General features: G+C 67.9%; 23 protein-coding genes. 12 read left to right on the top strand and 11 right to left on the bottom strand.

Annotated features, from left to right (window positions below; translation table 11 throughout):
- Positions 1-76 precede the first annotated feature (76 nt).
- Positions 77-730 carry a TetR/AcrR family transcriptional regulator gene (locus BST28156_RS19190; protein WP_060236776.1) on the top strand — a complete coding sequence of 218 codons (654 nt, stop codon included), beginning with the start codon at positions 77-79 and terminating at the stop codon, positions 728-730.
- A 24-nt stretch (positions 731-754) separates the two neighbouring features.
- Here the strand turns inward: BST28156_RS19190 and BST28156_RS19185 are convergent, their stop codons facing one another.
- Entirely contained in the window at positions 755-1,666 is a 912-nt protein-coding gene (locus BST28156_RS19185) for a LysR family transcriptional regulator (protein WP_060236778.1), read from the bottom strand.
- Positions 1,667-1,774: 108 nt separating this feature from the next.
- On the opposite strand from BST28156_RS19185, the gene BST28156_RS19180 reads away from it, so the two are divergent.
- Entirely contained in the window at positions 1,775-2,536 is a 762-nt protein-coding gene (locus tag BST28156_RS19180; RefSeq protein ID WP_174903099.1) for an SDR family NAD(P)-dependent oxidoreductase, read from the top strand.
- A gap of 27 nt (positions 2,537-2,563) precedes the next feature.
- Here the strand turns inward: BST28156_RS19180 and soxR are convergent, their stop codons facing one another.
- Complete coding sequence (gene soxR, locus BST28156_RS19175) at positions 2,564-3,043, bottom strand: redox-sensitive transcriptional activator SoxR (RefSeq protein ID WP_009695655.1); 480 nt, start codon at positions 3,041-3,043, stop codon at positions 2,564-2,566.
- A gap of 79 nt (positions 3,044-3,122) precedes the next feature.
- On the opposite strand from soxR, the gene BST28156_RS19170 reads away from it, so the two are divergent.
- The 4 genes from BST28156_RS19170 (at position 3,123) to BST28156_RS19155 (ending at position 10,841) form a co-directional block, all read left to right on the top strand.
- On the top strand, positions 3,123-4,325 hold the full coding sequence (locus BST28156_RS19170) for an efflux RND transporter periplasmic adaptor subunit (protein WP_174903098.1): 1,203 nt from the start codon (positions 3,123-3,125) through the stop codon (positions 4,323-4,325).
- 13 nt (positions 4,326-4,338) lie between these two features.
- Positions 4,339-7,512: an efflux RND transporter permease subunit gene (locus BST28156_RS19165; protein ID WP_174903097.1), complete on the top strand. Its 3,174-nt coding sequence runs from the start codon at positions 4,339-4,341 to the stop codon at positions 7,510-7,512.
- A complete protein-coding gene (locus BST28156_RS19160) occupies positions 7,509-8,981 on the top strand; it encodes an efflux transporter outer membrane subunit (protein ID WP_174903096.1) in 1,473 nt (490 codons plus the stop codon). Before BST28156_RS19165 ends, BST28156_RS19160 begins: the two co-directional genes overlap by 4 nt.
- Positions 8,982-9,323: 342 nt before the next feature.
- On the top strand, positions 9,324-10,841 hold the full coding sequence (locus tag BST28156_RS19155) for a purine-cytosine permease family protein (RefSeq protein ID WP_174903095.1): 1,518 nt from the start codon (positions 9,324-9,326) through the stop codon (positions 10,839-10,841).
- A gap of 83 nt (positions 10,842-10,924) precedes the next feature.
- Here the strand turns inward: BST28156_RS19155 and BST28156_RS19150 are convergent, their stop codons facing one another.
- The 3 genes from BST28156_RS19150 to BST28156_RS19140 all read right to left on the bottom strand — a co-directional run bounded on the left by BST28156_RS19150 (position 10,925) and on the right by BST28156_RS19140 (position 13,023).
- Positions 10,925-11,683 (bottom strand): glucose 1-dehydrogenase, encoded by a 759-nt coding sequence (locus BST28156_RS19150; protein ID WP_174903094.1) that lies wholly within the window; start codon positions 11,681-11,683, stop codon positions 10,925-10,927.
- A gap of 43 nt (positions 11,684-11,726) precedes the next feature.
- Entirely contained in the window at positions 11,727-11,864 is a 138-nt protein-coding gene (locus tag BST28156_RS34780; protein ID WP_254596396.1) for a hypothetical protein, read from the bottom strand.
- A gap of 241 nt (positions 11,865-12,105) precedes the next feature.
- Positions 12,106-13,023, bottom strand: a complete 918-nt coding sequence (locus tag BST28156_RS19140; protein ID WP_174903092.1) for a LysR family transcriptional regulator — start codon at positions 13,021-13,023, stop codon at positions 12,106-12,108.
- 311 nt (positions 13,024-13,334) lie between these two features.
- On the opposite strand from BST28156_RS19140, the gene BST28156_RS19135 reads away from it, so the two are divergent.
- From BST28156_RS19135 to BST28156_RS19125, 3 genes are all read left to right on the top strand, one after another.
- Positions 13,335-14,678 (top strand): MFS transporter, encoded by a 1,344-nt coding sequence (locus tag BST28156_RS19135; RefSeq protein WP_437341297.1) that lies wholly within the window; start codon positions 13,335-13,337, stop codon positions 14,676-14,678.
- 65 nt (positions 14,679-14,743) lie between these two features.
- Positions 14,744-14,971, top strand: a complete 228-nt coding sequence (locus BST28156_RS19130; protein ID WP_174903091.1) for a hypothetical protein — start codon at positions 14,744-14,746, stop codon at positions 14,969-14,971.
- A gap of 80 nt (positions 14,972-15,051) precedes the next feature.
- Positions 15,052-15,663, top strand: a complete 612-nt coding sequence (locus BST28156_RS19125) for a cysteine hydrolase family protein (RefSeq protein ID WP_060236803.1) — start codon at positions 15,052-15,054, stop codon at positions 15,661-15,663.
- 56 nt (positions 15,664-15,719) lie between these two features.
- On the opposite strand, the gene BST28156_RS19120 is transcribed toward BST28156_RS19125, so the two are convergent.
- The 3 genes from BST28156_RS19120 to BST28156_RS19110 form a co-directional block, all read right to left on the bottom strand.
- Positions 15,720-17,345: an amidohydrolase gene (locus BST28156_RS19120; RefSeq protein WP_174903090.1), complete on the bottom strand. Its 1,626-nt coding sequence runs from the start codon at positions 17,343-17,345 to the stop codon at positions 15,720-15,722.
- A gap of 400 nt (positions 17,346-17,745) precedes the next feature.
- Complete coding sequence (locus BST28156_RS19115; protein WP_254596395.1) at positions 17,746-18,558, bottom strand: helix-turn-helix transcriptional regulator; 813 nt, start codon at positions 18,556-18,558, stop codon at positions 17,746-17,748.
- A 273-nt stretch (positions 18,559-18,831) separates the two neighbouring features.
- The gene (locus BST28156_RS19110) at positions 18,832-19,308 is read right to left on the bottom strand and encodes a nuclear transport factor 2 family protein (protein WP_174903088.1); all 477 of its coding nucleotides are present in this window, start codon (positions 19,306-19,308) and stop codon (positions 18,832-18,834) included.
- Positions 19,309-19,613: 305 nt separating this feature from the next.
- On the opposite strand from BST28156_RS19110, the gene BST28156_RS19105 reads away from it, so the two are divergent.
- Complete coding sequence (locus BST28156_RS19105) at positions 19,614-20,000, top strand: winged helix-turn-helix transcriptional regulator (protein WP_060236816.1); 387 nt, start codon at positions 19,614-19,616, stop codon at positions 19,998-20,000.
- Positions 20,001-20,516: 516 nt separating this feature from the next.
- Here the strand turns inward: BST28156_RS19105 and BST28156_RS19100 are convergent.
- On the bottom strand, positions 20,517-20,891 hold the full coding sequence (locus BST28156_RS19100; RefSeq protein ID WP_060236821.1) for a YXWGXW repeat-containing protein: 375 nt from the start codon (positions 20,889-20,891) through the stop codon (positions 20,517-20,519).
- A 590-nt stretch (positions 20,892-21,481) separates the two neighbouring features.
- Here BST28156_RS19100 and BST28156_RS19095 point away from each other — a divergent pair.
- A complete protein-coding gene (locus tag BST28156_RS19095; protein WP_174903087.1) occupies positions 21,482-22,585 on the top strand; it encodes a porin in 1,104 nt (367 codons plus the stop codon).
- A 186-nt stretch (positions 22,586-22,771) separates the two neighbouring features.
- Here the strand turns inward: BST28156_RS19095 and BST28156_RS19090 are convergent, their stop codons facing one another.
- Positions 22,772-23,170, bottom strand: a complete 399-nt coding sequence (locus BST28156_RS19090; protein ID WP_174903086.1) for a GreA/GreB family elongation factor — start codon at positions 23,168-23,170, stop codon at positions 22,772-22,774.
- Between the two features lie 510 nt (positions 23,171-23,680).
- On the opposite strand from BST28156_RS19090, the gene BST28156_RS19085 reads away from it, so the two are divergent.
- Positions 23,681-24,010 carry a DUF4148 domain-containing protein gene (locus BST28156_RS19085; RefSeq protein WP_174903085.1) on the top strand — a complete coding sequence of 110 codons (330 nt, stop codon included), beginning with the start codon at positions 23,681-23,683 and terminating at the stop codon, positions 24,008-24,010.
- Between the two features lie 155 nt (positions 24,011-24,165).
- Here the strand turns inward: BST28156_RS19085 and BST28156_RS19080 are convergent, their stop codons facing one another.
- Complete coding sequence (locus tag BST28156_RS19080; RefSeq protein WP_060236831.1) at positions 24,166-24,627, bottom strand: CBS domain-containing protein; 462 nt, start codon at positions 24,625-24,627, stop codon at positions 24,166-24,168.
- Positions 24,628-24,745 lie beyond the last annotated feature (118 nt).

The raw sequence follows: 24,745 nt of genomic DNA, 5'->3' as shown, positions 1-24,745 counted from the left end.
GGGCGCCCGTTTTTCTGATCGCATGAAACGGGGGCGGAACACCGGCGATCGAACCACTCGACAGGAGCAGCAACACGTGGTTGAAGTTACTGAGCGCGCGCCATCGAAGCGGCGCACGCGCGGGCGGCCGTTGGCGGGCGAGACCGTCGGGCCGGACGTGATCTTGCGCAGCGCGCGCCGCACCTTCGCGAAGCGCGGCTACGACGCGACGAGCGTGCGCGAAGTCGCGCGCGAACTGGGCGTCGACGCGGCGCTGATCGCCCATCATTTCGGCTCGAAGGAAACGCTTTGGCTGGCCGTCGTCGAGCAGATCGTCGAACTGGCCGAGCCGATGTTCGATGCGCTGCGCGCATTGCGCACGTCGTCGCTGCCGCATCGCGAGCGCGTGCGGCGCGCGATCGAGCTCTGCGTCGATCACGAGTTCGACGAGCCCGACATGGGCATGTTCTTTTCCACGGCGGCGACCGAAGAGGGCGCGCGGCTCGACCGGCTGCAGGAGCGGCTGGTGCGCCCGTATCACGACGCGATGGTGCCGTTGCTCGACGAGGCGATGCAGGCCGGCGCGATCCGCCGGACCGATCCGAACGTGCTGTTCTTCATGATTGCAAGCGCGATCGGCATGACCGTGTCGTACAGCCACATGATGCTGGAGTACACGTCGCTGCCGACGCGACAGGCCGATTTCAAACGGACCGTGCTCGACGTCGCGCTTAACCAGCTCGGCGATTGAGCGTCACGCGCGCAAGGCGCGCGTTCACGTCGCCGCGTTGAGCCCCAGTTCGCGCACCGCGTGTCGCGCGGTGTCGCGCAGTGCATCGACGCGCGGCGAAGGCGTGCGATAGGCGAGCGCCAGTTCGTACGCGAGCGGGCATCCGGCACCCTTCAATTCGCAGAACGTAATGCCTGGCGGCTGCATCGGCACGAACAGGCGCGGCATCAGCGCGATGCCGATGCCGCCGGCGACGAGCCCGGCCGTCGTCTGCATCTGACGCGGCTGCTGCACGACGCGCGGCGTGAAGCCGGCCTGCGCGCACGCGGTGACGATCCGCGCGTGCATGCCGGGGCCGTGATGCGCGGCAAACAGCACCCACGGTTCGTCCGCCAGTTCTGCGAGCGCGATGCGCCGGCGGCGCGCGAGCCGATGCCCGTCGGGCAGCGCGGCGACCATGCGGTCGCGCAGCAGCGGTTCGATGCGGACGTCGCCGGCATCCGGCACCGGCAGCACGACGAGGCCGACATCGGTGCGGTCCTGTCGCAGCGCCCGCACCTGCTCGGCGGTCGTGCCTTCCTCGAGCTGGAAATCGACATCCGGATGCCGCTCCTGGAACGCGCGCAGGATCGGTGGCAGCAGCGCGTTGACCGTGCTGTCGACGAACCGCAGCCGCAGCGTGCCGCCGAGGCCCGCGCCCGCGCGGCGGGCCGCGGTCATCGCGCGCTCGGCCTGTTCCAGCGCGCGCCGCGCTTCGAGCAGGAACGCGTCGCCGGCCGGCGTGAGCGTCGTGCCGCGATTGTCCCGGGCGAAGAGTATGACGCCCAGTTCGTCCTCGAGTTTGCGGATCGCCGCGCTGAGCGGCGGCTGCGCCATGTGCAGGCGCTCGGCGGCGCGCCGGAAGCTCAGCGTCTCGGCGACGGCGATGAATTGCCGGAACTGGCGCAGATCGATCATGCGATACCTTCCATGTATCAGTTGATCATCGAATTCGTATTTTATCTATCGCACGGCGTCGACCAGACTTCCGGTGTCATTCATTGTCGACATTCGGGAGGGCAGGTCATGACAGGCAACGAATCGCAGCGCACGGCGCTGGTGACGGGCGGGTCGAGCGGCATCGGTTTCGCGATCGCGCGGCGCTTGATCGACGACGGCTATCGCGTCGCGATCGTGGCGCGCGATGCACAGCGGCTGGCAGCGTCGGTCGCGCAGTTCGGCGACGCGGCGTGCGGGCATGCGGCGGACCTGAGCGTGCGGCGCGAAGCGGAAGCGGCCGTCGCCGCGATCGTCGCGCGCTGGGCACGCATCGACGTGCTGGTCAACAACGCGGGGCTGACGCGCCGTGTCGGCGCCGATACGCCGGCCGACGACGCCGAGGCCGCGTGGGACGCGGTGATCGACGCGAACCTGAAGAGCGCGTTCGTCACGACGCTGGCCGTGCTGCCGCATCTGGCCGCGCCTGATGCGCGCATCGTCAATGTCGGCTCGATCGCCGCGCGCGCGGGCAGCCTGCTGCCAGGCGGCCTCGCGTACGCGGCGGCGAAGGCCGGCGTCGAAGGGTTGACCGTCGCGCTCGCGCGCGAACTGGGGCCGCGCGGCGTCACGGTCAATACGGTCGCGCCGGGCTATATCGCGGATACGCGCTTTTTCGGCGACGACGGCGTCGCACCGGACATCGCGGCGACCATCCGCGATCAGACGCCGCTCGGCCGGGCCGGGCACCCTGCCGATATCGCGGATGCCGTCGCCTGGCTCGCGAGCCCGCGCGCGGCGTTCGTCACGGGCGCGACGATCGCGGTGAACGGCGGCTGGCGGGTCGGGTGACACGCCAGCCGTCATCCAGAGCAGACGTCATTCCAGATCGGTGGGCGGAGGATCGCCGAGCCAGCGCCGCGCGCCGGGCCCGTTGCGGCCCGCGCGATCCTCCGGGTTGGTCAGCTTGCAGCGCTTCAGCGACAGGCAGCCGCAGCCGATGCATTCGTCGAGGTTGATGTAGAGCCGCTGCAGTTCCTCGATCCGGCTTGCGACGCGCTGCTTCCATCCGCGCGACAGCCGCTGCCAGTCCTTGTTGGTCGGTGCCGAGTCTTCCGGCAGGCTGACGAGCTGCTCGGCGATCTCGTCGAGCGAATAGCCGATCCGCTGCGCAAACACGATGAACGCGATCAGCCGCAGCACGGCGCGCGAATAGTGGCGGTGGCTCGACCCGTTCCGATGCGACTTGATGAGTCCGCGCGCCTCGTAGAAGCGCAGCGTCGATGCCGGCACGCCGCTGCGCGCGGCGACTTCGCGAATCGACATCAGCGGCCATTGCGGGACTTCCTGGATACCCATGATGCCCTCCGGGAAAGCTTGACTTGAAGTTAACTTCAACTTTTATCCTGCGCGGCAGTTTAACTCGTCGCGAGGCATCATGCTCTCCTTATCCCTACGCAGGACCTCGCCTTTGGGCGCGGCCTGCGCGCTGCTGCTGGCGCTGTCGGGCTGTCACGACGGCAAAGGCGGCGCGTCCGCCCAACCGCTTCCGGAGGTCGGCGTCGCGACTGTCGCGCCGCGCACGATCCGTCTCGCGGACGAATTCAACGGCCGCGTCGAAGCGGTCGACGCAGTCGAACTGCGGCCGCGCGTGAGCGGCTACCTGCAAAGGGTTGCCTACAAGGAGGGCGATCTCGTCGCGCAGGGCGCGGTGCTGTTCGAGATCGATCCGCGTCCTTACCGGATCGCGCTCGACCGCGCAAACGCGCAGCAGCAACGTGCGCGCGCGGCCGCGAGCCTCGCGCAGGTGCAGCTCAAGCGCGTGCAGACGCTGATCGACGCGCATGCGACGTCGCAGGAAGAACTCGACAACGCACGCGCGACCGTCGAACAGGCGCGCGCGGACCTGCAGGCCGCCGACGCGGCCGTCGCCGACGCGAAGCTCAATCTCGGCTTCACCGAGGTGCGCGCGCCGATCGCCGGGCGCGTCGGCCGCGCGATCGCGACGGCCGGCAACCTCGCGCGCGCCGACGACACGCTGCTGACGACCGTCGTGTCGCAGGATCCGGTCTACGTGTATTTCGATTGCGACGAGCAGAGCTATCTGCGCTACAACGCTCAGCGCGCCGATCCGGCGCATCGCGCGATCGGCGCCGATCCGGTACGCGTCGGCCTTGCGAACGAAACCGGCTTCCCGCACGCGGGCACGGTCGACTTCCTCGACAACCGGCTCGACCCGCAAACCGGCACGATCCGCGCGCGCGTGCGGCTGTCGAATGCGGACCACACGTTCACGCCGGGGCTCTATGCGCGCGTGCAGCTCGTCAGCGGTCGCGACCAGGCTGCGCTGCTGGTCGACGACAAGGCCGTGCTGACCGACCAGGACCGCAAGTACGTGTACGTGATCGGCCCTGGCGACAAGGCGCTGCGCCGCGACGTGACGATCGGCCGCGAGCTGGACGGGCAGCGGATCGTCGAGAAGGGGTTGAACGCCGGCGACCGCGTGGTCGTCGACGGCGTGCAGCGGATCTACTACCCGGGCGCGCCGGTGAAACCGAAGCCGCAACCGGCGCGCGCCGATGCGGAACCGGGTGCCGGCACGCAGGCCGTGGCCGACGCCGGCGCGCCGGCCGCGCAATAACGGGAGGCATGCGATGGATTTCTCCCGATTCTTCATCGACCGGCCGATCTTCGCGGTCGTGCTGTCGATCGTGATCTTCGCGATCGGCCTGATCGCGATCCCGATGCTGCCGGCCGGCGAGTATCCGGAAGTCGTGCCGCCGAGCGTCGTCGTGCGCGCGACCTATCCGGGCGCGAACCCGAAGGAGATCGCCGAATCGGTGGCCGAGCCGCTCGAGGAAGCGATCAACGGCGTCGAAGGGATCATGTACATGAAGTCGGTTGCCGGGTCGGACGGCAGCCTGCAGGTCGTCGTCACGTTCCTGCCGGGCGTCGATCCCGACACGGCGGCCGTGCGCGTGCAGAACCGCGTGAGCCAGGCGCTGTCGCGTCTGCCCGACGAGGTGCGGCAATACGGCGTGACCACGCAGAAGCAGTCGCCGACACCGCTGATGTACGTGAGCCTCTATTCGCCGGACAACAGCCGCGATTCGCTGTATCTGCGCAACTATCTGACGCTGCACGTGAAGGACGAGCTGTCGCGGCTCACGGGTATCGGCGACGTCGGCGTGTACGGCTCCGGCGACTATGCGATGCGGCTCTGGCTCGATCCGAACCGCCTCGCGTCGCGCGGGCTGACCGCAAGCGACGTGATCGCGGCCGTGCGCGAGCAGAACGTGCAGGTGTCGGCCGGCCAGCTTGGCGCGGAGCCGTCGCCGAAGGCGAACGACTTCCTCGTGTCGATCAACGTGCGCGGCCGGCTGCGCACCGTGCAGGAGTTCGGCGACATCGTGCTGCGCAACGGCGACGACGGGCAGGTCGTGAAGCTGTCCGACGTCGCGCGCATCGAGCTCGGCGCCGGCGACTACACGCTGCGCTCGTATTTCAACGACCGGCATTCGGCGGTGGTCGGCATCTTCCTGTCGCCGGGCGCGAACGCGCTCGATGTCGCGAAGGCCGTGTACGCGAAGCTCGACGAACTGTCGAAGCGCTTCCCGCCCGGCGTCGCATACCGGCCGGTGTGGGACCCGACCGTGTTCGTGCGCGAATCGATCCGCGCGGTGCAGCACACGCTGATCGAGGCGGTCGTGCTGGTGGTGCTGGTGGTGATCCTGTTCCTGCAGACGTGGCGCGCGTCGATCATTCCGCTCGTCGCGGTGCCGGTGTCGGTGGTCGGCACCTTCGCGTGGCTCTATCTGCTCGGCTATTCGATCAACACGCTGACGCTGTTCGGGCTCGTGCTCGCGATCGGCATCGTCGTCGACGATGCGATCGTCGTGGTCGAGAACGTCGAGCGCAATATCGCGCAGGGGCTGAGCCCGCGCGATGCCGCGCACCAGGCGATGCGCGAGGTGTCGGGGCCGATCGTCGCGATCGCGCTGGTGCTGTGCGCGGTGTTCGTGCCGATGGCGTTCATGTCGGGCGTGACGGGGCAGTTCTACAAGCAGTTTGCGGTGACGATCGCGATCTCGACGGTGATCTCGGCGATCAATTCGCTGACGCTGTCGCCCGCACTTGCCGCGAAGCTGCTGCGTCCGCACGGCGCGCCGAAGGATGCGCTGACGCGCGCGCTGGATCGCGCGTTCGGCTGGCTGTTTCATCCGTTCAACCGCTTCTTCGAACGCGGCTCCGATCGCTATCACGGCGTCGTCGCACGCACGCTGAAGCGGCGCGGCGCGGTGTTCGCCGTCTATGCGGCGTTGCTCGCGGCGACCGCACTGCTGTTCGACGCGGTGCCGGGCGGCTTCATTCCGGTGCAGGACAAGCTGTACCTGTTCGCGGGCGCGAAGCTCCCGGAAGGCGCGTCGCTCGCGCGCACCAGCGCGGTGACCGAGCAGATGACGAAGATCGCGCTCGGCACCGACGGCGTCGAGATGGTGCCGGCGTTTGCCGGGCTCAATGCGCTGCAGGGCGTGAACACGCCGAACATCACGAATTCGTACGTGATCCTGAAGCCGTTCGACCAGCGTCATCGCAGCGCCGCGCAGATCAACGCGGACCTGAACCGGCGCTTCGCGGCGATCGGCGGCGGCATCACCTATGCGCTGATGCCGCCGCCGATCCAGGGCCTCGGCAACGGCTCCGGTTACTCGCTGTATCTCGAGGATCGCGGCGGGCTCGGCTACGGCGCGTTGCAGAACGCGCTCGTTGCGTTCCAGGCCGCGGTCGCGAAGACGCCGGGGATGAGTTATCCGGTCAGCTCGTACCAGGCCAACATCCCGCAGCTCGAGGTGAAGGTCGACCGGCTGAAGGCGAAGGCGCAGGGCGTCGCGCTGACCGATCTGTTCAATACGCTGCAGGTCTATCTCGGCTCAATGTACGTGAACGACTTCAACGCGTTCGGCCGCGTGTACCGCGTGATGGCGCAGGCCGACGCCGGCCACCGCCAGACGGCCGCCGACATCGCGAACCTGCGCACGCGCAACGCGAAGGGCGAGATGGTGCCGATCGGCTCGATGGTGACGGTGGGGCCCGCGTACGGCCCCGACCCGGTGGTTCGCTACAACGGCTATCCGGCCGCGGACCTGATCGGCGACGCCGATCCGAAGCTGATGTCGTCGTCGCAGGCGATCGCGAAGCTGCAGCAGATCGCGAAGGACGTGCTGCCGCCGGGCATCACGCTCGAATGGACCGACCTCAGCTACCAGCAGGTCACGCAGAGCAACGCGGCGATCGTCGTGTTCCCGCTCGCGGTGATGCTGGTGTTCCTCGTGCTTGCGTCGCTGTACGAGAGCTGGACGCTGCCGCTCGCGGTGATCCTGATCGTGCCCGTCTGCATGTGCGCGGCGCTGTTCGGCGTGTGGCTGTCCGGCGGCGACAACAACGTGTTCGTGCAGGTCGGTCTCGTCGTGCTGATGGGGCTCGCGTGCAAGAACGCGATCCTGATCGTCGAGTTCGCGCGCGAGCTCGAGATCCAGGGCAAGGGCGTGATCGAGGCCGCGCTCGATGCGTGCCGGCTGCGGTTGCGTCCGATCGTGATGACGTCGGTCGCGTTCATCGCGGGCTCGGTGCCGCTGCTGATCGGCAGCGGCGCGGGCAGCGAAGTGCGTGCGGCGACCGGCGTCACCGTGTTTGCGGGGATGCTCGGCGTCACGCTGTTCGGGCTGTTCCTGACGCCCGTGTTCTATGTAGCGATCCGCAAGCTCGCGGGCGGCACGCCGGCCGTATGGAGCGAACAGCACGGCACGCTGGAAGGAGAAAACCGATGAGCGCCGCTTTCCGTCTTTCCGCGCTCGCGATGTCGGCGATGCTGGCCGCCTGCGCGGTCGGTCCCGACTTCAAGCGGCCCGACACGGTCACGGCCGCGCGTTTCGCGCGCGACGCGCATCCGTCGATGCAGTACGACGCAGCGCCGCCGGACGCGTCGGCCGAGGCCGATGCCGCGTTCTGGCGCGGCTTCGGCGATCCGGCGTTGACGCGGCTGATCGACGCGGCGCTCGCGGCGAACCAGGATCTGCAGGCCGCGGTGTCGCGCTACGACGCGTCGAACGCGCTGCTGTCGCAGGCCGCGTTCGACCGCTATCCGACCATCACGGCGAGCGGCCAGATCGGCCATCAGTTGTCGAGCAAGGACCAGGCGTTCGGCGCGCCGCGCAGCGTGCGCGATACGCCGGTCTCCAGCGTCGGGATCAACGCGGCGTGGGAGCTCGACCTGTTCGGCAGAGTACGACGCTCGATCGAATCGCAGCGCGCGGAAACGGCCGCGAGCGCGGCGGACCTGCGCGCGGTGCGCGTCGCGATCGCGGGCGAGGTCGCGAGCACCTATGTCGACCTGCGCGGCTCGCAGGCACGGCTGCGGATCGCGCGCGACAACGCCGCGAACCAGCAGCAGACGCTCGCGCTGATCAATGCGCGCGTCGGCGCGGGGCGAGGCTCCGAGCTCGATGCGGCGCGGGCGCGCGCGCAGTACGAAGCGACGACCTCGCGGATCGCCGTCTACGAGGCCGCGATCGGCGTCGACGAGCATCGGCTCGCGGTGCTGACCGGGCAGACGCCCGATGCGCTGATCGGCCGGTTCGATGCGCCGGCGCCGCTGCCGGTGCTGGCCGCCGACGTCGATCCGGGCACGCCCGGCGACCTGCTGCGCCGGCGTCCCGATGTTGCGGCGGCCGAGGCGCGGCTGCATGCGGCGACTGCGCGCGTCGGCGTCGCGACGGCCGACCTGTTTCCGCGCTTCACGCTGTCGGGGCTGCTCGGCAGCGCGACGAACAGCTACGGGTTCTTCCGGGCGGGCAGCGACACGAACCTGATCGCGCTCGGCATCGACTGGTCGTTCCTCGATGTCGGCCGCGTGCGCGCACGGATCGCCGCGAGCGACGCGGAGGCGGCCGGCCAGCTCGCGCAGTACCGGCAGACCGTGCTCGGCGCGCTCGAGGAAACGGAGAATGCACTGCTGCGCGTCGCGCGCAGCCGCGACGAGACCGCGCATCTGGTGCAGGCCGCGAGCGACAGCGCGCGCGCCGCGCAACTCGCGCAGGTGCGCTTCTCGGCCGGGGCGATCGACTACTACGAGGTGCTCGACGCGCAACGCACGCTGCTGCAGGCACAGGACGCGGCAGCCGATGCGCGGATGCGCAGCGCGACGGCGACGGTCGCGCTGTACAAGGCGCTCGCGGGCGGATGGCCGTCGGGTGACGGGCCGGGCGCGTCGGGGCCGCTCGCGGAATCGGTGCGGTAGCGCGGGCGGCGCGGCGCGGCCGGAGGCCGGCCGCGTATGCGTCACACCGTCGGCGCCGGATCGCCGAGATCGAAGCGCGGCGGGCCGTACAACGGGGCCTGATCGCCTGCCGCGCGCCGCCTGCCGCCGCGGCGCGCCGACGTCGCATCGTTCGCGCGGAGGGTGTCGCGTCGGAACCTGTCGCATTCCCGCCGGAAAACATCGCTCTCCATCGTCGTAAACGTCTCAAATGCGCGATATTTGCGCCCCTCGAACTGGTTTAGAGTGGCCGCGAATTGATGACGATGCGTCGTACGGCCGCCGCCTCCCGCCGTGCCGACGCACCAGAGGAGTTGGAGACAAATGGCTGAAGGCAGGATTACGCAAGTCGAGTCGTTCGGTTTCGAGCGCATTCCCGACGCGTCGCGCTATGCGCGGCCGATCGATCTGTTCCGCTTGCTGTTCGGCGGCTGCAACACGTTTTCCACATCGGTGCTCGGCAGCTTCCCCGTGCTGGTCGGGCTGTCGTTCAAGGCGGGCGTCTGCGCGATCGTGCTCGGCGTGCTCGCCGGCACCTGCATCCTCGCGCCGATGAGCCTGTTCGGTCCGCGCAACGGCACGAGCGACCCCGTATCGTCCGGCGCGCACTTCGGCATCCACGGCCGGATCGTCGGCTCGTTCCTTGCGCTGCTCACGTCGATCGCGTTCTTTTCGCTCGCCGTGTGGAGCTCGGGCGACGCGCTCGTCGGCGGCGCGCACAACATGGTCGGCGTGCCCGTCAACGGCTTCACGCTCGGCGCGGCGTACCTGGTGTTCGCGGTGCTGGTGCTGATCGTCTGCATCTACGGCTTTCGCTTCATGCTGTGGGTCAACAAGATCGCAGTGTGGGCCGCGAGCGTGCTGTTCGTCGCCGGGCTGTTCGCGTTCGCGGGGATGTTCGACGCGGGCTATGCGGGCACGCTGCAGCAGGGCAGCGCGGGCTTCTGGGCCGCGTTCGTCGGCGCGGTGCTGGTCGCGCTGAGCAACCCGGTGTCGTTCGCGTCGACGCTCGGCGACTGGGCGCGCTACATCCCGCAGCACACGCCGAAGCATCGCGTGATCGGCGCGGTGTTCGCCGCGCAGATTGCGACCTTCGTGCCGTTCTTCTTCGGTCTCGCGACCGCGACCATCATCGCGTCGAAGGCGCCCGCGTTCATCGCGTCGAACGACTACGTCGGCGGGCTGCTCGCGATCTCGCCGCGCTGGTTCCTGCTGCCGATGTGCCTGATCGCGATCATCGGCGGGATGTCGACCGGCACGACCGCGCTGTACGGCACCGGCCTCGACGTGTCGAGCATGTTCCCGCGCCTGCTGAACCGCGTGCGCGCGACGCTGCTGATCGGCACGATCGCGATCGCGTTCATCTTCGTCGGCCGCTTCTGGTTCAACCTCGTCGAAAGCGTCGCGACGTTCTCGACGCTGATCGACACGTTCAGCTGCCCGTGGATGGCGATCATGGTGATCGGCTACGTGACGCGCCGCGGCCACTATCTCGCCGACGACCTGCAGGTGTTCAATCGCGGGCTGCGCGGCGGACACTACTGGTTCGCGCACGGCTGGAACCTGCGCGCGATGGGCGCGTGGCTGCCGGCCGCGTTCGTCGGGTTGTCGTTCGTGAACCTGCCGGGCCAGTTCGTCGGGCCGCTCGGCAATCTCGCCGGCGGGCTCGATCTCAGTGTGCCGGTGTCGCTGGTGGTCGGCGGGATGCTGTATTTCGTGCTGCTGACGCTGTATCCGGAACCGGACGGCGTGTACGGGCCGCACGGACGCCGCTTCGTGCGCGGCGGCAGGGCGTCCGCACGCAGCGGCGGCGCGCCGGCGATCCAGCCGAAGGGGTACTGAGCGCCGCGTTTCGCGACGCGACGCTCGCAGACGACGCCGCCGCGCCGGGCAACCCGCCGGCGGCGTTGCCGTTTCCGCGCGTGTCAGTGGAACGCGGTGCCGGCGAGCAGGCCGCCATCGACGATGAATTCGGCGCCGGTGCAATATGCGGACTCGTCGGACGCGAGAAACAGCACGAGGCTCGCCACTTCGTCCGGCTTGCCGATGCGCGCGATCGGCAGGCCGCCGTAGACCGACGACGGATCGAAGTCCGCATATTCGGGCGGGCGCGCCATTACCGTGTCGATGCCGCCCGGATGCACGGAGTTCACGCGAATGCCGTAACGGCCGAATTCGAGTGCGGCGGCCTTGGTCATCCCGCGCACCGCGAACTTGCTCGACACGTATGCGCTGCCGCCCGCGACGCCTTCCATCCCGGCCGTCGACGACACGTTGACGATCGCGCCGCCGCCCGCGTCCTTCAGCGCGGACAGCGCCGACTTCATGCCGAGCCAGCAGCCGACCTGGTTGACTTCGATGACCTTGCGGTAATCGTCGAGCGAACACGCTTCGATCGGGATCAGCTTCAGGATCGCCGCGTTGTTGACGAGGATGTCCAGCCGGCCGAAATGCGCGAGCGTCGCGTGCACGGCGGTCTGCCAGTCGTCCTCGCGCGTGACGTCCAGATGCTGGTAGCGCGCAGCGTCGCCGAGTTCGGCGGCGACGCGCCGGCCTGCGTCGTCCAGCACGTCGGCGATCACCACGCGCGCGCCTTCGGCGACGAACCGGCGCGCCTCCGCTTCGCCCTGGCCGCGGGCGCCGCCCGTGATCAGCGCCACCTTGCCTTCGAGTCGTTTCGTCATGCTTTGCTCCTGTGAGTGTGAGAAGGGACGCGTGCACTGCCGCTTATACGGAGGCGGCGGACACGTCGATGATGCGAACCGGATCGGTACCGTTCCACGCGTGCGCAGCGGCGATGCTGCGCCCGAGGTCGGCAACGACATAGCCGAGCTGGTCGATGGGGCCGAGAACCGGGTCGTTCATCCTGTCTCCGTGGCGGGGCGCGCGAAAGCGCTGCGCCGTGCGATGCGGCGCGGGAAGCGGTGACGGCCATGATGGCAACAAAGGACGCGCTGCGTGCCGTCCGAACGGACTAGAGCGCGGACTTCGTGCGGCGACGCGACGCGGTGCGGCGCAGCGTGCTGGCGAGGGGCGCGCCGTTGCGCAAGCGGCGGCGGACGGGGAACCGGCGGCGTGCCGTCGCGATGAACGGCCGGCGCGCGCGTCAGCCCGGATTCGACGCCTTGACCGTCAGCCGGCAGACGGTCGCGAGCGCGAGCAGGTTCGGGTCGCGTTCGCGACGATGCAGGAAGCTCAGGCCGATCGTCTGGCGGATCGTGTGCGCGGCGAGCGGCACGAGCGCGATCTTGTGCGCGAACAGGTCGCGTACGCGGCCGGGCAGCAGCGAATAGCCGACGCCGCCCGACACGAGGTTGATCAGCGAGAAGATGTCGCCGACCCGCATCGCGACGTTCGGCGTGATGCCGGCGGCGCGGAACGCTTCCGTGAAACCCTGGTGCGTCGCGAAGCCGTCGCCGAGCGACACGAACGGCTCGTCGCGGCAGGCGCCGAGATCGATCGCATCGCAGCGCGCATACGGCGAATCGATCGGCGCGGCGAAGAACATCTCGTCCTCGAACAGCGCGATCGATTCGATTTCCGCATCGGGCTCGGGCAGCGCCATCAGCGTCGCGTCGATCGCGCCCTGCCTGAGCTTGTCGAGCAGGTCCGCGTTCGAACCGAGCACGAGCTCGGCCTGCAGCTCCGGGCGGCGCTCCTTCAGCGCGATCACGACTTCGGGGACGGTGCGGATCGTCAGCGAGTAGAGCGAGCCGATCTTCAACTGGCCCGCGCCGTAGCCGGCCGCCTCGCGCGTCGCGCGAATCCCGTCGGTCATCGTCTTGATCACTTCGCCGGCGACTTCGGCCAGCACTTGCGCGGCTTCGGTCGGGATCAGGTTGCGGCCTTCGTGGCGGAACAGCGCGCAATGCATGCCTTCTTCCAGCGTATGCAGTGCGCGGTGCACGCTGACCGTACTGACGCCGAGCGCTTCGGCCGCTTTCGCGAGGCTGCCGGCTTCCATGAACGCGAGGAGCACCTCGAGCTTGCGGAAGGTGATCTCTTCGTTGATGCGATTGCGCATGGTCGGGCGGCGAAAGCAGGTCGGCCGAAAATTCTGCCCGAGAACCGCGGCCGTCACAATGCGCGAAAAGCCGGGCGAACGGCGCGGGCGACGGCCGGTCCGGACATTTAGTCTGCGGCTAATGCTTCGCCACCCGGCTTAATTGATGCGTATTTTCTGCGTGCCTATCATCGGTTCACGTCGGCCCCGTGCCGGCAGGCGGGCGGCTGGATGCCGGCGTCCGCTGTGCCGTGCGGGCCGGCGCACACCAACAGGCAGGCCGCATGCGTCGTGCCGGAGGCATGGCGCGACGCATCGGGCGGCGCGGCCCCATGAGACTGCAGGAGACACGCATGCGCGCTGATTCAGCTCGGAACACGCGGCATCGGCAAGTGGTTGCCGCTGTCGTCGGCAATACCCTCGAGTGGTACGACTTCATCGTTTACGGGTTTTTCTCCGGCATCATCGCGAGGCTGTTCTTTCCGGCCGACAGCCAGTACGCGTCGCTGCTGATGTCGCTGGCGACGTTCGGCGTCGGCTTCTTCATGCGCCCGGTGGGCGGCATCCTGCTCGGGCTCTATGCGGACCGCAAGGGCCGCAAGGCCGCGATGCAGCTGATCATCCTGCTGATGACGCTGTCGATCGCGCTGATCACGTTCGCGCCGCCCTATGCGGCGATCGGCCCTGCGGCGCCGATCCTGATCGTGATCGCCCGGCTGCTGCAGGGCTTCGCGACCGGCGGCGAATACGCGAGCGCGACGTCGTTCCTCGTCGAAAGCGCGCCCGCGCACCGGCGCGGGCTGTACGGATCGTGGCAGCTGATCGGTCAGTGTCTCGCGGTGTTCTCGGGCGCCGCGATCGGCGCGTGGGCCACGCAGTCGCTGTCGGCCGGCGCGCTCGACAGCTGGGGCTGGCGCGTGCCGTTCGCGGTCGGGCTGCTGATCGGGCCGGTCGGGCTGTGGATCCGCCGCCATATGGAAGAGACCGACGCGTTCGTCGAAGCCAGCCAGTCGCCGGCCGAGCCGCCGGCCAGCGTCGCGCGCGTGCTGCGCGACAACCTGCGCGGCGTGCTGGTGTCGATGGGGCAGACGATCACGGGCACGGCCGTGTTCTACGTGATGCTCGTCAACATGCCGACGTTCGCGAACCGGACCTTCGGGCTGCCGCTCGACCAGGTGTTCGAGGCGCAGATGGCGGCGGTCGCGCTGCTGACGTTGACGATCCCGCTGGCGGCGATGGTGTCCGACCGCATCGGCCGCCGGCCCGTGCTGCTCGCCGGCATGCTGGCGCTGCTGACGGTTACTTATCCGCTGTTCTCATGGCTGGCTGCCGCGCCGAGCGTCGGCCGACTGCTCGTGATGCAACTGGTGATCTGCACGATCATCGGCGTGACCTACGGCCCTGCACCGACCGCGCTCGCCGAGCAGTTCGCGACGCGCACGCGGTCCACCGGCATCGCGCTCGCGTACAACATCGCGGTGATGATCTTCGGCGGCTTCGCACCGTTCATCGTCACCTGGCTCACGCGTGCGAGCGGTTCGCCCGTCGCGCCCGCGTGGTACGTGCTGTTCGCGGCGTCGTTCGGGCTGGCTGCGAGCGTGTTCATGCGCGACGGCGCGCCGTGCGTGCTCGCGCGCCGGCAGTTTCGCGGCGAGCCGCTGACCAGCGCCGAGTAACCCGATGCCCCGCCCGCGCGGGCGGCACATCGGCGCGGGCCGCAGGGTGACTGTCGAATCGTTCGATGGTTAGCATCGCGGGCTCGGCGCTGGCTGTCGCGTGGGTCGTGACGGGCGCGCCGACGAGCCTGCTGCCGGTATTCGGCGAGAACGGCCGCGCTGTCGTAGCGCCGACGCCTGCCGCACAGCTTGGCCCGATCCTGTCGGAGGTTGTCCTGCGCGCCGCTGTTGCGCCGCGCCGCGCGGACCGACACTGGCGCCTCGCGGTCGACGCGAGCCCGTTCCCGGCGTGAACGGCTCGCGGGCCGCGCCCGGCGGCGCCGGCAGCGCCGGCTCGCCGCTCCGTACGATGTGCCAACCGAGAGAACGACCCATGCAACATCCGACCATCCGCACCCTGGCCGGCGCAACGGCGCCGACGTCGATCGACGCGGCGCGCACCGCGCTGCTGGTGATCGATTTCCAGAACGAATATTTCAGCGGCCGGCTGCCGATTCCGGACGGCGCACGCGCGCTCGGCAATGCGCAGCGCGTGATCGCGTTCGCCGATCGCGCTGGCATTCCGGTATTTCACGTGCAGCATGTCGGCCCGGCCGACAGCCCGCTGTTCGCCGACGGCAGCGACGCCTTCCGGTTCCATGCCGACCTGCAGCCGGCGCCGCATCACACGGTCGTGCAAAAGACCTCGGTCAGCGTGTTTCCGACTACCGACATCGATGCGCGCCTGAAGGCGGCCGGCATCGACACGCTGATCGTCACCGGCCTGATGACGCATGCGTGCGTCGCCGGCGCGGCGCGCGACGCGGTGCCGCTCGGCTATGCGGTGATCGTCGTCGACGACGCCTGCGCGACGCGCGACCTCGACATCGCGGCTGGCGGCACGGTGCCGCACGACGCGCTCCACCGCGCGACGCTGGCCGCGTTGACGGACGTGTTCGGCGACGTGCTGACGACCGAGCAGGTGCTGGCGCTGCACGTCGCCTGACGGGCGGCGCGGCCGGCCGCCGGGGCGGTCATGCAGTCGGCCGCTCAGTCTGCAGTTCAGTCGGCCCAGCCCGGCACGGCGTGCACGATCTCGCCGCGGAAGCAGGTTTCGAGCACGCGTGCCTGCGCGAAGGTCTCGACCGGGTGCAGGAACGGATTGCGGTCGAGGATCGCGAAGCTCGCGTCCTTGCCCGCTTCGAGCGAGCCCGTGCAGTCGTCGAAGCGCAGCGCGTACGCGGTGTTCACCGTATAGGCCTCGAGCATCGTCAGCAGGTCGAGGCACTCGTGCGGGTTCCACGGCGGGCTGTCGGGCTGGTCGATCAAGCGGTGCGTGACGCCCGTCTGGATGATCTGCATCGGATCCATCGTGCTGACCGACCAGTCCGAACCGGCCGCGAGCATCACGCCCGCGTTGCGCATGCTGCGGAACGGATAGTTGCGCGCGGTGCGCTCGTCGCCGAGCAGGTCGCGATAGAGCTGCTGCTGTTCGGCGCGCGCGGCGGTCCACAGCGTCTGCACGCTGGCGATCGCGCCGAGCCGGTTGAAGCGGCCCATGTCGGCCGGGTCGACGATCTGCAGGTGCGCGAGCTGCGCGCGGCGGTCGCGCATGCCGTTGCGGCGCTGCACGTATTCGAGCGCGTCGAGCGTCATCCGTACCGCGCGGTCGGCGAGCGTATGGAAGTGCAGGTCGAAGCCGGCCGCATCGGCGAGCAGGCAGATCTCGTCGAGCGCATCCTGGCTCCACAGCGCGAGGCCGCAGTCGTCGGTGCCGGCATACGGTTCGAGCAGTGCGGCGGTTTTCGATTCGGGCACGCCGTCGACGAAGATCTTCACGGTATGCAGGCGCAGGTTGTCGCGCTCATATTCGCGACGCCACGCGACGAAGCGTTCGATCTGCTCGCGCGGATCGCGGCGCGGGTTCGCATAGAGGCCCGCACTCATGTAGGCCTTCAGCTTGCCGGCGTGCTGGGCCTCCGCGTACGCCTTCAGCTCGGCTTCCTCGACGCGCGCGTCGAACCAGCCCGTGATGCCGTAGCCATGCGCCATCGCATGCGCTTTCGCGAGCGATTTCGGATAGCCGGCCGGGCTCAGTTGCGGAATGGTCGGGCACACGCGGTAGAACGCCGCTTCGTGCACGACGCCGTTGGGCGCACCCGACGCATCGCGTTCGTAGACGCCGCCCGCCGGGTCCGGCATGTCGGCCGTGATGCCGGCCGCCTCGAGCCCCTTTGTGTTCAGACAGCCGCTGTGCACGTCGAAGCCGACCACCAGCAGCGGCCGGTCTGGCACGATGCGGTCGAGCAGCTCGCGCGTCGGATACGCGCCGAATGCGGCGAGGTTGGCGCCGCCGAGATACACCCACGGCTCGTTCGGCGTCGCGTCGGCGCATGCGCGGATCCGCTGCAGGATCGCGTCGGGATCGTTGACGCCGGACAGGTCGAAGTCGCCGAGGATCTGATGGCCTTCGAGCGGGTGTACGTGGCCGTCGATGAGGCCCGGCAGCATCAGCCTGCCGGCCAGGTCGACCGTTCGCGTCGCGGGGCCGGCCAGCGGGCGGATATCGTCGTCGCGACCGACGGCGACGATCTTGCCGTCTTTCGCGGCGAGCGCCTGGGCGAAGCGGCGCTGCGCGTCGCCCGTGTAAAGCAGGCCGTTCAGATAGACGGTATCGGCGTATTGCATTGTCTCCTCCGGATCGGGGTGGGAGTGCGACGGGTGCACGAAGCCGCCGGACGGGCCGGCGGGCTCGTCCGGTCGCGTGGACCCGGGCGGGTTGGAATGAAAGGCGGGGCGTTACGTCACGGCGGGGGCGGGCGGCGCCGCGCCGCGGCGGAGGCCGGCTAAAGCCGGCGGTGCGGGATGCCGGTTCCGCCGATGGGTGCCGGTCGGCACCTCGGCAGGCGATGCGTGGCCGGCCATGTAGGCCGGCATCGATCGGGACTTCGGCATTCCGTATCTCCGTGGCATCCGACAGGTTCGTGTCGTCGGACGAGTCAGATACTAGGAGCGGGGCGGCTGTCTGTCTGTCATCGTTTTGAGGACAAGCCGCGACAAAGGTGATGGCGGTGGACGCGAGGCACCGTCATACCCGCTGCGCGGGCGGTTCCTCGTCGGTCACGCACCAGGCGAACAGTCCGGCCCGGTTCGCGACGCCGAGCTTCGCGAGTGCGCGGCCGAGATAGGTGCGCACGCTGCTCGGCTTGAGCGCGAGCGTGTCGGCGATCTGCGGGATCGGGCAGCCCTGCAGTACCGCGCGGCAGACGAGCCGCTCGCGTTGCGACAGCGCCGCGCCGCTCGCCGACAGCCGCTGCTCGAAGCGCTGCAGCAGCGCGCCTTCGTCCGGCCGCGGCGCCAGTCGCGCGAGCCGCGCGTGCTGGATCAGCAGCGGCAGCACGAAATCGCCGAGCTGCCGCAGCAGGTTCAGTTCGGCCAGCGTATAGGACGGCTGGCCGCGCCGGCGGAACAGCGAGAACGCGTAGACGTAGTCGCGCTCGCTGCCGAGCAGCGTGCAGTCTTCGCCGAGTTCGCCGAGCGCGAAATAGCGGCCGTATTCGGTGGCCGTGTCGATGTCCTGGTTGCACGAGAACACGAGCTGCGAATCGGTCAGGCGTTCGATATGCGGGAGCAGCGTGTCGGAGCGCCAGTCGCCCTGTGTATACAGGTCGAGCGCGTGGCGCGTGCCGTCGGGATCGTCGCCGCCCGCGAAGAACAGCACGTCGACGCCGTCGACCGATTGCGGCGTCGCGCCGCGGCGGTAGCGCGTCGCGACGCTGTAATGGGACTGCGGATCGACCGTTTCGCGCAGCCAGGCCCACAGCCGGGCGGGGAACTGCGGACTGCCGAGGCTGGCGACCAGATCGCCGGCGCGGCTCAGGGATAGGTGGGCGGGGGGCATCGTTGACGTCATCTGCGCGATCGGCTGCGGGCGCCGGCCGTGCGCAGCGGGTGCGGCGCGCGGTGCGGACACGCGAACCGCAGCCGGTGCGGCGGCGAAGCCCCGATTGTAGGGGACTTCGTCTTGGCGGGACAGCGGGGGCTGCGCCTGGCGTCGGCGCTTTGCGCTGGCGGAATCGGCTGTGGCGCGGGGTCGCCGGAGGAGAGGTGCGGCGGCGGTGGTCGTTGCGGGCCGTCGGGGTGTCGAGTGCGACGCGCGGCCGTCTCCGTTGCGTCAGAACATCGTGTTCGCGTTCGCCGCCTGTTCGGGTACCGGCTGGATCACGTCCCAGTGTTCGACGATCTTGCCGTCCTTCACGCGGAAGATGTCGACGACCGCTTCGCCGCGATCGCCCGGATGCTCGGTCGCGTGCACATGCAGGTAAACGAGATCGCCGTCGGCCGCGCTGCGCACGATGCGCGCGCGCGATTCCGGATTCTTCTTGAACGCGCCGACGAAGTACGACACGAACGGCTGCTTGCCGTCGGGCACGTGCGGGTTGTGCTGCTTGTAGTCGTCGGCGACCACGGCGGCGGCTTCGACTGCTTCGTGCTTGTTGAAGAAGCGGTCGTAGAAGGTCAGCACGAGCTGGCGGTTCGCGGCTTCGGCGGCCACGTCGCGCGTGGTCGGGCCGGCGGCCGGCGCGGCGGCCGATGCGGCGAGCAGGACGCAGGCAGCAACGGCGCGAGCGGAAGAGTGGAGCGATGACATGTGGCGTTTTCCTTGCAGGACGAATCGGTGGTCGGCGCGATGCGCGGTCGCGGGTCGATCCGGTCGCGACGATCGGCTCGTGACGGAGGCGATCGTGTGCGCATCGCGTCGAGATGGCGGCGGCCTGACGCATCCGGCGACGGCGTGGCGGATCGCGCCCGCATGCTTCGTTGAACCCGTGAAGTCGTGCGGGCGTCGGGTGGCTCGAATGGTACAGTTGCCGCGAACCCGTCACAAGAAGTCATCGCGGTGTGAACAGGTCACGCCGCGATGACCGTGTGTTGCCCGTGAAAGAGAATCCCGTCATGCCGCTTCCGTCCGCCGACGACGCCGTCGAACTCGATCAGCCTTGTCCGATTCGCGATGTGCTCGACCGCATCGGCGACCAGTGGAGCCTGCTCGTGCTCGAAGCGCTGTCCGGCGGAACGATGCGATTCAACGAGCTTGGCCGCGCAATCGGCGACGTGTCGAACCAGATGCTGTCGCGTACGCTCAAGCGACTGGAGCAGGATGGTTTCGTCAGCCGCACGCTGTACGCCGAAGTGCCGCCGCGCGTCGAATACGCGCTGACCGATCTCGGGCGCTCGTTCATGACGCCGATGCAGGCGATGATCCGCTGGGCCGACGATCATCACCGCGCGATCTGTGCCGCGCGACGCCATGCGCGAATGCAGGACGGGGGCGGTCGTTGAGCGGGCGGGTCGGTCGTTGGTCGATGTGCAGGAGACGTCGCGCCGGATCGGCACGACTGTTCGTGGCGGCATCGATTCAGCTTTGTTGTCCAAAGCATTTTGCGGAAGCGGACGCCCGGACGCATTTCATCATGCCGACCTGCGATGCATGATGGGCCTGGATGACGGATGGGGGGCGTACCGTGGGCCGTCGCTGGACGAACAAGCTGAGACGGAGGCGACTCGAGCAGGTGCGCTTGCGATTACGCGGCAGCGATTGTCGGGCGAGCAAGCGATTCGCGAAAGGCGGGGCAATTAACGCGAGTCCATCTGTCCGAGCGAAGCGGCTTCCGTATCGGCACCGGAACAGTCTGCGTCGGGAAGCGATGCTTCGGCGCTGGCCGGATCCGTCGCCGATCGCGACGCGGGCCGGCAGCCCTCGCGCAGCCTCCTGTTTTACCGCCGCACGCCACGGGACCGCGCGCCGGCCGGTGCGCGGTGTCTCCGCCCCCGGCGCCGGCCCACGCGATCGACCGTCTATCGCCAGTAACCGTCGACGTAGACCCACACGTGCCCCTGGCGGCGCCAGTAGCCCGGAATCCAGCGATGACCGGGGCGCCGTGCGACCCAGCGGCCGGGCACCCATATATAGCGGCCGTGCTGCCAGCGCCAGTAGCCGTCGGTCCACAGATAGCCATGCGCTCGCGGCGGCGGCGGACGGCGGTCGTGCCGCGGCGGCGGCGGCCCGAAACCGGGGCGGTTCGAATGAGGCGGCTTGCCGGGCCGGCGATGCGGATCGGGCGGCCGGCGGCCCGGCGGCGCGGGCTGGGCGGAGGCCGTACGCAGCCAGCCGCCGGCGCTGGCGAAGACCGCGGTCAATCCGAGGGCGCGCAACAACGAGCGTCGATTCATTGCATGTCCTGTTCTGATGTCGAGTGACCTTACATTAACCTGCCAGTCCGCCGGTCGGGTTACGCGCCCGGTTAAGGCTGTTACGGCGTGTCACGCGGACGGCGCCGCGCGGGCCGATTGTTTCGTTTCCCGAGGTCCACGCGGCGGATATGGCGGGGACCGGATCGGATGTTTATCGGTCGGCCGACGTGTTTTAGCGGCCGGCACCCTGTATTTGAGATTTGTTTGGGTAAAAGTTACCGATTTCGTGGGGTTTGGCGGGATCCGTCTGTTGTTTCTATGCAACCGTCAAGACGATGACATGAAAGAATGGTGGGATGAATGATGCCAAAAAGCTGCCGTCAAGAAGTCAAAAAAAGCCGACAAAACAAATACTTATAACGCGGCCCCACTTTCATTATTTCTAGTTCTGGAAAAGCTTATTTCTTTATTTGCGGATCGCTCCCCTAGGGTACACCCCTAAACTCACGGTTCCCAAACGGGCAACTATCCGGGCGCAGCCAGCAGGATCGATGGCGCTCCCGGGCGGTTGAGACCGTTTATGAAACAAGGTCGCGAGACCTGCCTCTTTTTAGAAGGGAGCTCCACGAATGAACAAGACTCTGATCGTTGCAGCAGCTGCAGCATCGTTCGCAACCGTCGCTCACGCGCAAAGCAGCGTCACGCTGTACGGCGTGCTGGACGCAGGCATCACCTATCAAAGCAACGTCGCCAGCAAGTCGCTGTGGTCGATGGGCTCGGGCATCGACCAAAGCCGTTTCGGCCTGCGTGGTTCGGAAGACCTCGGCGGCGGCCTGAAGGCAATCTTCACGTTGGAAAGCGGCTTCGGCATCGGCAACGGCCGTCTGGCTAACAACGGCGGCATGTTCAACCGTCAAGCATTCGTCGGTCTGTCGAGCCAGTACGGCACGGTCACGCTGGGCCGTCAGTACGACTCGGTCCAGGACTACCTGGCACCGCTGACCGCAACGGGCAGCTGGGGCGGCACGTACTTCGCTCACCCGTTCAACAACGACAACCTGAGCACGAACGGCGGCTTCGCGGCTAACAACTCGATCAAGTTCACGAGCGCGAACTACGCTGGCCTGCAATTCGGCGGCACGTACTCGTTCTCGAACGACGCGAACTTCGGCAACAACCGCGCATACAGCGGCGGTGCTTCGTACCAGTTCCAAGGTCTGAAGCTGGGTGCAGCATACTCGCAAGCGAACAACCCGAACAACAACGCTACGGGCGCTGACGCAGGTAGCTACGCAGCAGTTCTGGGCAACCAGCAACGTCTGCGCACGTTCGGTGCAGCAGTTGGCTACGCATTCGGCCCGGCGCAAGTTGGCGCAGCATGGACGCAATCGCGCGTCGACAACACGGTTGTTGCTGGTCAGTCGATCCGCGCAGACAACTACGAAGTCAACGCAAAGTACAACCTGACGCCGGCTCTGGGTCTGGGTGTTGCTTATACGTACACGAACGCTCGCCTGGCGAACGTGATCGACGGTGTGAACAGCGCGCACTTCCACCAAGTTGGTGTGCAGGCTGACTACGCTCTGTCGAAGCGCACCGACGTGTACGCTCAAGCAGTGTACCAACGTGGTAGCGGCCTGAACGCATCGATCTACAACGGCGATCTGGGCACGGCATCGAGCTCGTCGATCAACCAAACCGCAGCAACGGTTGGTCTGCGTCACCGCTTCTAAGCGTGACGGCGGGGTAACCCGCTTCGCAGCATCGAAAAAGGCGCCTTCGGGCGCCTTTTTTTCGCCTGCCGAATGCGACAGGCTGGATCCGGCGGACGTTCGCGCCGTCCGGACGCAAAAAAGCGAGGTCTTTGCCTCGCTTTTTGTTTGGCGGCTGCGGGTGGCGCGATGCCGGCCGCGGTGGTGTCAGCGCGTGTATTCGCCGTTCGCTTCCGGCTGGAACACGATTTCCGCGACCTTCATCAACTTTTCCGCGCCGCTCGGCTGCATCACCTTCACCAACTGGCCGCGCTGCGTGCCCAGCAGCGCCATCCCGACCGGCGAGAAGACGTTCAGGCGCCCCAGCTCGAGATTGGCGGCGTCCGGATAAACAATTGTCCAGGTCGCCTGTTCCCGGGTCGTTTCATCGAGCAGCGTGATCTGCGAGTTCATCGTGACGACGTTTGCCTTGATCGCGTCCGGTCGGACGATGTCGGCGCGTTCGAGCAGCGTGTCGAGCATCGTCTGAAAGCGCGGGTTGTGTTCGGCGTGCTTCTCGAGACGAGCGACGTCGAGTTCGGTCAGCTGGTAAAGACGTTGTTTCATGGCAGTTCTCCAAATGATCGGCAGGGGCAGGCGTGACGTGCCTATGGGATCGCCCGGAGCCTGTCTGACCGGCTCCGGGTGGAGACCGCGCGGTCAGATCAGGCGCCGGGCAGGGTCGAGCGGCGCCTGGGCCGTGCGTCGAGCGAGAGGGTGCGCCGGATGGCCGTTGCACGGGCGCGCGCCGGCCGGGCCGGACAGCGAAACCGAAAAGGGCGTGAGCGCGTGCATGGCGGGTAAATATCGGCTGATGAACAAAACCTTTCGATTCTACAACACAACCTTCCGAACGGGCGACTGCGCTGTCAGCGTTCCGTCATGGATTGTTGTGCTGATGAAGCAAGTGCGTGGAGATGTGTCGGCGATTACCGGCCGATATTTTCCAAAATCGCAACGCTGTATGTTCAAACCAAGGGTTTCCCCTTGGTTTTTCGGGTACTAAACTGGTTTCATTCGCTTCAGACAGTTCTGCCGGAGGCGATGCCAAAACAGAACATATTCCGGAGGTAAATCATGAAGTCGATTATCTACGCAGCGATTGCCGCTACCGTTATCGCGACCCCGGTTGCATCGTTCGCACAGTCCGAACAGGGCTTGACTCGCGATCAGGTCAAGGCCGAACTCGTGCAGCTCGAACAGAACGGCTACAAGCCGCTGGCGAGCGATTCGCAATACCCGAGCGACATCCAGGCGGCCGAACAGCGGATCCAGCCGAACCAGCCGATGCTCGCCCATGCCGATACGAGCGGCTATGGTGCGGTGGCGACGGGCGCCGAACAATCGGGCCGCCGCATGACGCGCGAAGCGCCGAATCCCGTGAACTCCGTGTATTTCGGTAACTGAACATCCCCCGGGTCTGCCCGAGCGCACCATTCGACCGACGAGACGCGCGCGATCCGCGCGCGTCGTTCGCCCGCAGGAGCAGAACCTCCGTCGCCGCATTCCGGCGGCTTTCAGCCCAGACGCTCGCGCGTTTGGGCCTTTTTTGCTGGGGGCGGTCAGGCGGACGTAACTGCAGGCGTGCCGTGGATGTAGTGTTCGAGCTGGCTGATCGTGAACTGCTGATCGGCAATCACGCTTTTCACGAGGTCGCCGATCGAGATGAGGCCGACCAGCTTGCCGTCGTCGAGCACGGGCAGGTGGCGCATCCGGTGCTCGGTCATCAGCGCCATGCATTCATCGGTGGTTTGCGACGGTTCGACGTAGCGCACCTTGGCCGTCATGATTTCCTCGACGCGGGTGGCTTTCGACGACCGGTCCTGCAGCACGACCTTGCGCGCGTAATCGCGCTCGGTGACGATGCCCGCGATGTCGTCGCCGTCCACGACCAGCAACGCGCCGATGCCTTTTTCCGCCATCAGCTTGATGGCGTCGTAGACGAGGTCGGCCTTCGTGACGGTATAGATGGTGCGGCCGGAGTCCGGCTTGGCCTTGAGAATCTGCGCGACAGTCGTGCTCATTCGCTTTCTCCGTGTGCGGGACAATGCTGGAAAGGCAGGGCGTGATGCGCGTCACCCGATGGAACCAGTATAGCCGGGCAGGCGGTGGCAGTCGCATGACGTTTCCAGATTAGCGGTA

Origin of the sequence: Burkholderia pseudomultivorans, from assembly GCF_902499075.1 — a bacterium.
Lineage (GTDB): Bacteria > Pseudomonadota > Gammaproteobacteria > Burkholderiales > Burkholderiaceae > Burkholderia > Burkholderia pseudomultivorans.
This window is presented reverse-complemented; position numbering and strand designations above follow the sequence as displayed.

Coding starts and splice junctions, on each gene's coding strand:
- BST28156_RS19150 (WP_174903094.1), bottom strand. CDS start 11,683: ATGACGAAACGACTCGAAGGCAAGGTGGCGCTGATCACGGGCGGCGCC.
- BST28156_RS19100 (WP_060236821.1), bottom strand. CDS start 20,891: ATGAATCGACGCTCGTTGTTGCGCGCCCTCGGATTGACCGCGGTCTTC.
- BST28156_RS19085 (WP_174903085.1), top strand. CDS start 23,681: ATGAAGTCGATTATCTACGCAGCGATTGCCGCTACCGTTATCGCGACC.
- BST28156_RS19105 (WP_060236816.1), top strand. CDS start 19,614: ATGCCGCTTCCGTCCGCCGACGACGCCGTCGAACTCGATCAGCCTTGT.
- BST28156_RS19155 (WP_174903095.1), top strand. CDS start 9,324: ATGGCTGAAGGCAGGATTACGCAAGTCGAGTCGTTCGGTTTCGAGCGC.
- BST28156_RS19140 (WP_174903092.1), bottom strand. CDS start 13,023: ATGCGCAATCGCATCAACGAAGAGATCACCTTCCGCAAGCTCGAGGTG.
- BST28156_RS19090 (WP_174903086.1), bottom strand. CDS start 23,170: ATGAAACAACGTCTTTACCAGCTGACCGAACTCGACGTCGCTCGTCTC.
- BST28156_RS19080 (WP_060236831.1), bottom strand. CDS start 24,627: ATGAGCACGACTGTCGCGCAGATTCTCAAGGCCAAGCCGGACTCCGGC.
- BST28156_RS19110 (WP_174903088.1), bottom strand. CDS start 19,308: ATGTCATCGCTCCACTCTTCCGCTCGCGCCGTTGCTGCCTGCGTCCTG.
- BST28156_RS19115 (WP_254596395.1), bottom strand. CDS start 18,558: ATGCCCCCCGCCCACCTATCCCTGAGCCGCGCCGGCGATCTGGTCGCC.
- BST28156_RS19165 (WP_174903097.1), top strand. CDS start 4,339: ATGGATTTCTCCCGATTCTTCATCGACCGGCCGATCTTCGCGGTCGTG.
- BST28156_RS19135 (WP_437341297.1), top strand. CDS start 13,335: ATGAGACTGCAGGAGACACGCATGCGCGCTGATTCAGCTCGGAACACG.
- soxR (WP_009695655.1), bottom strand. CDS start 3,043: ATGGGTATCCAGGAAGTCCCGCAATGGCCGCTGATGTCGATTCGCGAA.
- BST28156_RS19095 (WP_174903087.1), top strand. CDS start 21,482: ATGAACAAGACTCTGATCGTTGCAGCAGCTGCAGCATCGTTCGCAACC.
- BST28156_RS19160 (WP_174903096.1), top strand. CDS start 7,509: ATGAGCGCCGCTTTCCGTCTTTCCGCGCTCGCGATGTCGGCGATGCTG.
- BST28156_RS19130 (WP_174903091.1), top strand. CDS start 14,744: ATGGTTAGCATCGCGGGCTCGGCGCTGGCTGTCGCGTGGGTCGTGACG.
- BST28156_RS34780 (WP_254596396.1), bottom strand. CDS start 11,864: ATGAACGACCCGGTTCTCGGCCCCATCGACCAGCTCGGCTATGTCGTT.
- BST28156_RS19120 (WP_174903090.1), bottom strand. CDS start 17,345: ATGCAATACGCCGATACCGTCTATCTGAACGGCCTGCTTTACACGGGC.
- BST28156_RS19170 (WP_174903098.1), top strand. CDS start 3,123: ATGCTCTCCTTATCCCTACGCAGGACCTCGCCTTTGGGCGCGGCCTGC.
- BST28156_RS19185 (WP_060236778.1), bottom strand. CDS start 1,666: ATGATCGATCTGCGCCAGTTCCGGCAATTCATCGCCGTCGCCGAGACG.
- BST28156_RS19125 (WP_060236803.1), top strand. CDS start 15,052: ATGCAACATCCGACCATCCGCACCCTGGCCGGCGCAACGGCGCCGACG.
- BST28156_RS19180 (WP_174903099.1), top strand. CDS start 1,775: ATGACAGGCAACGAATCGCAGCGCACGGCGCTGGTGACGGGCGGGTCG.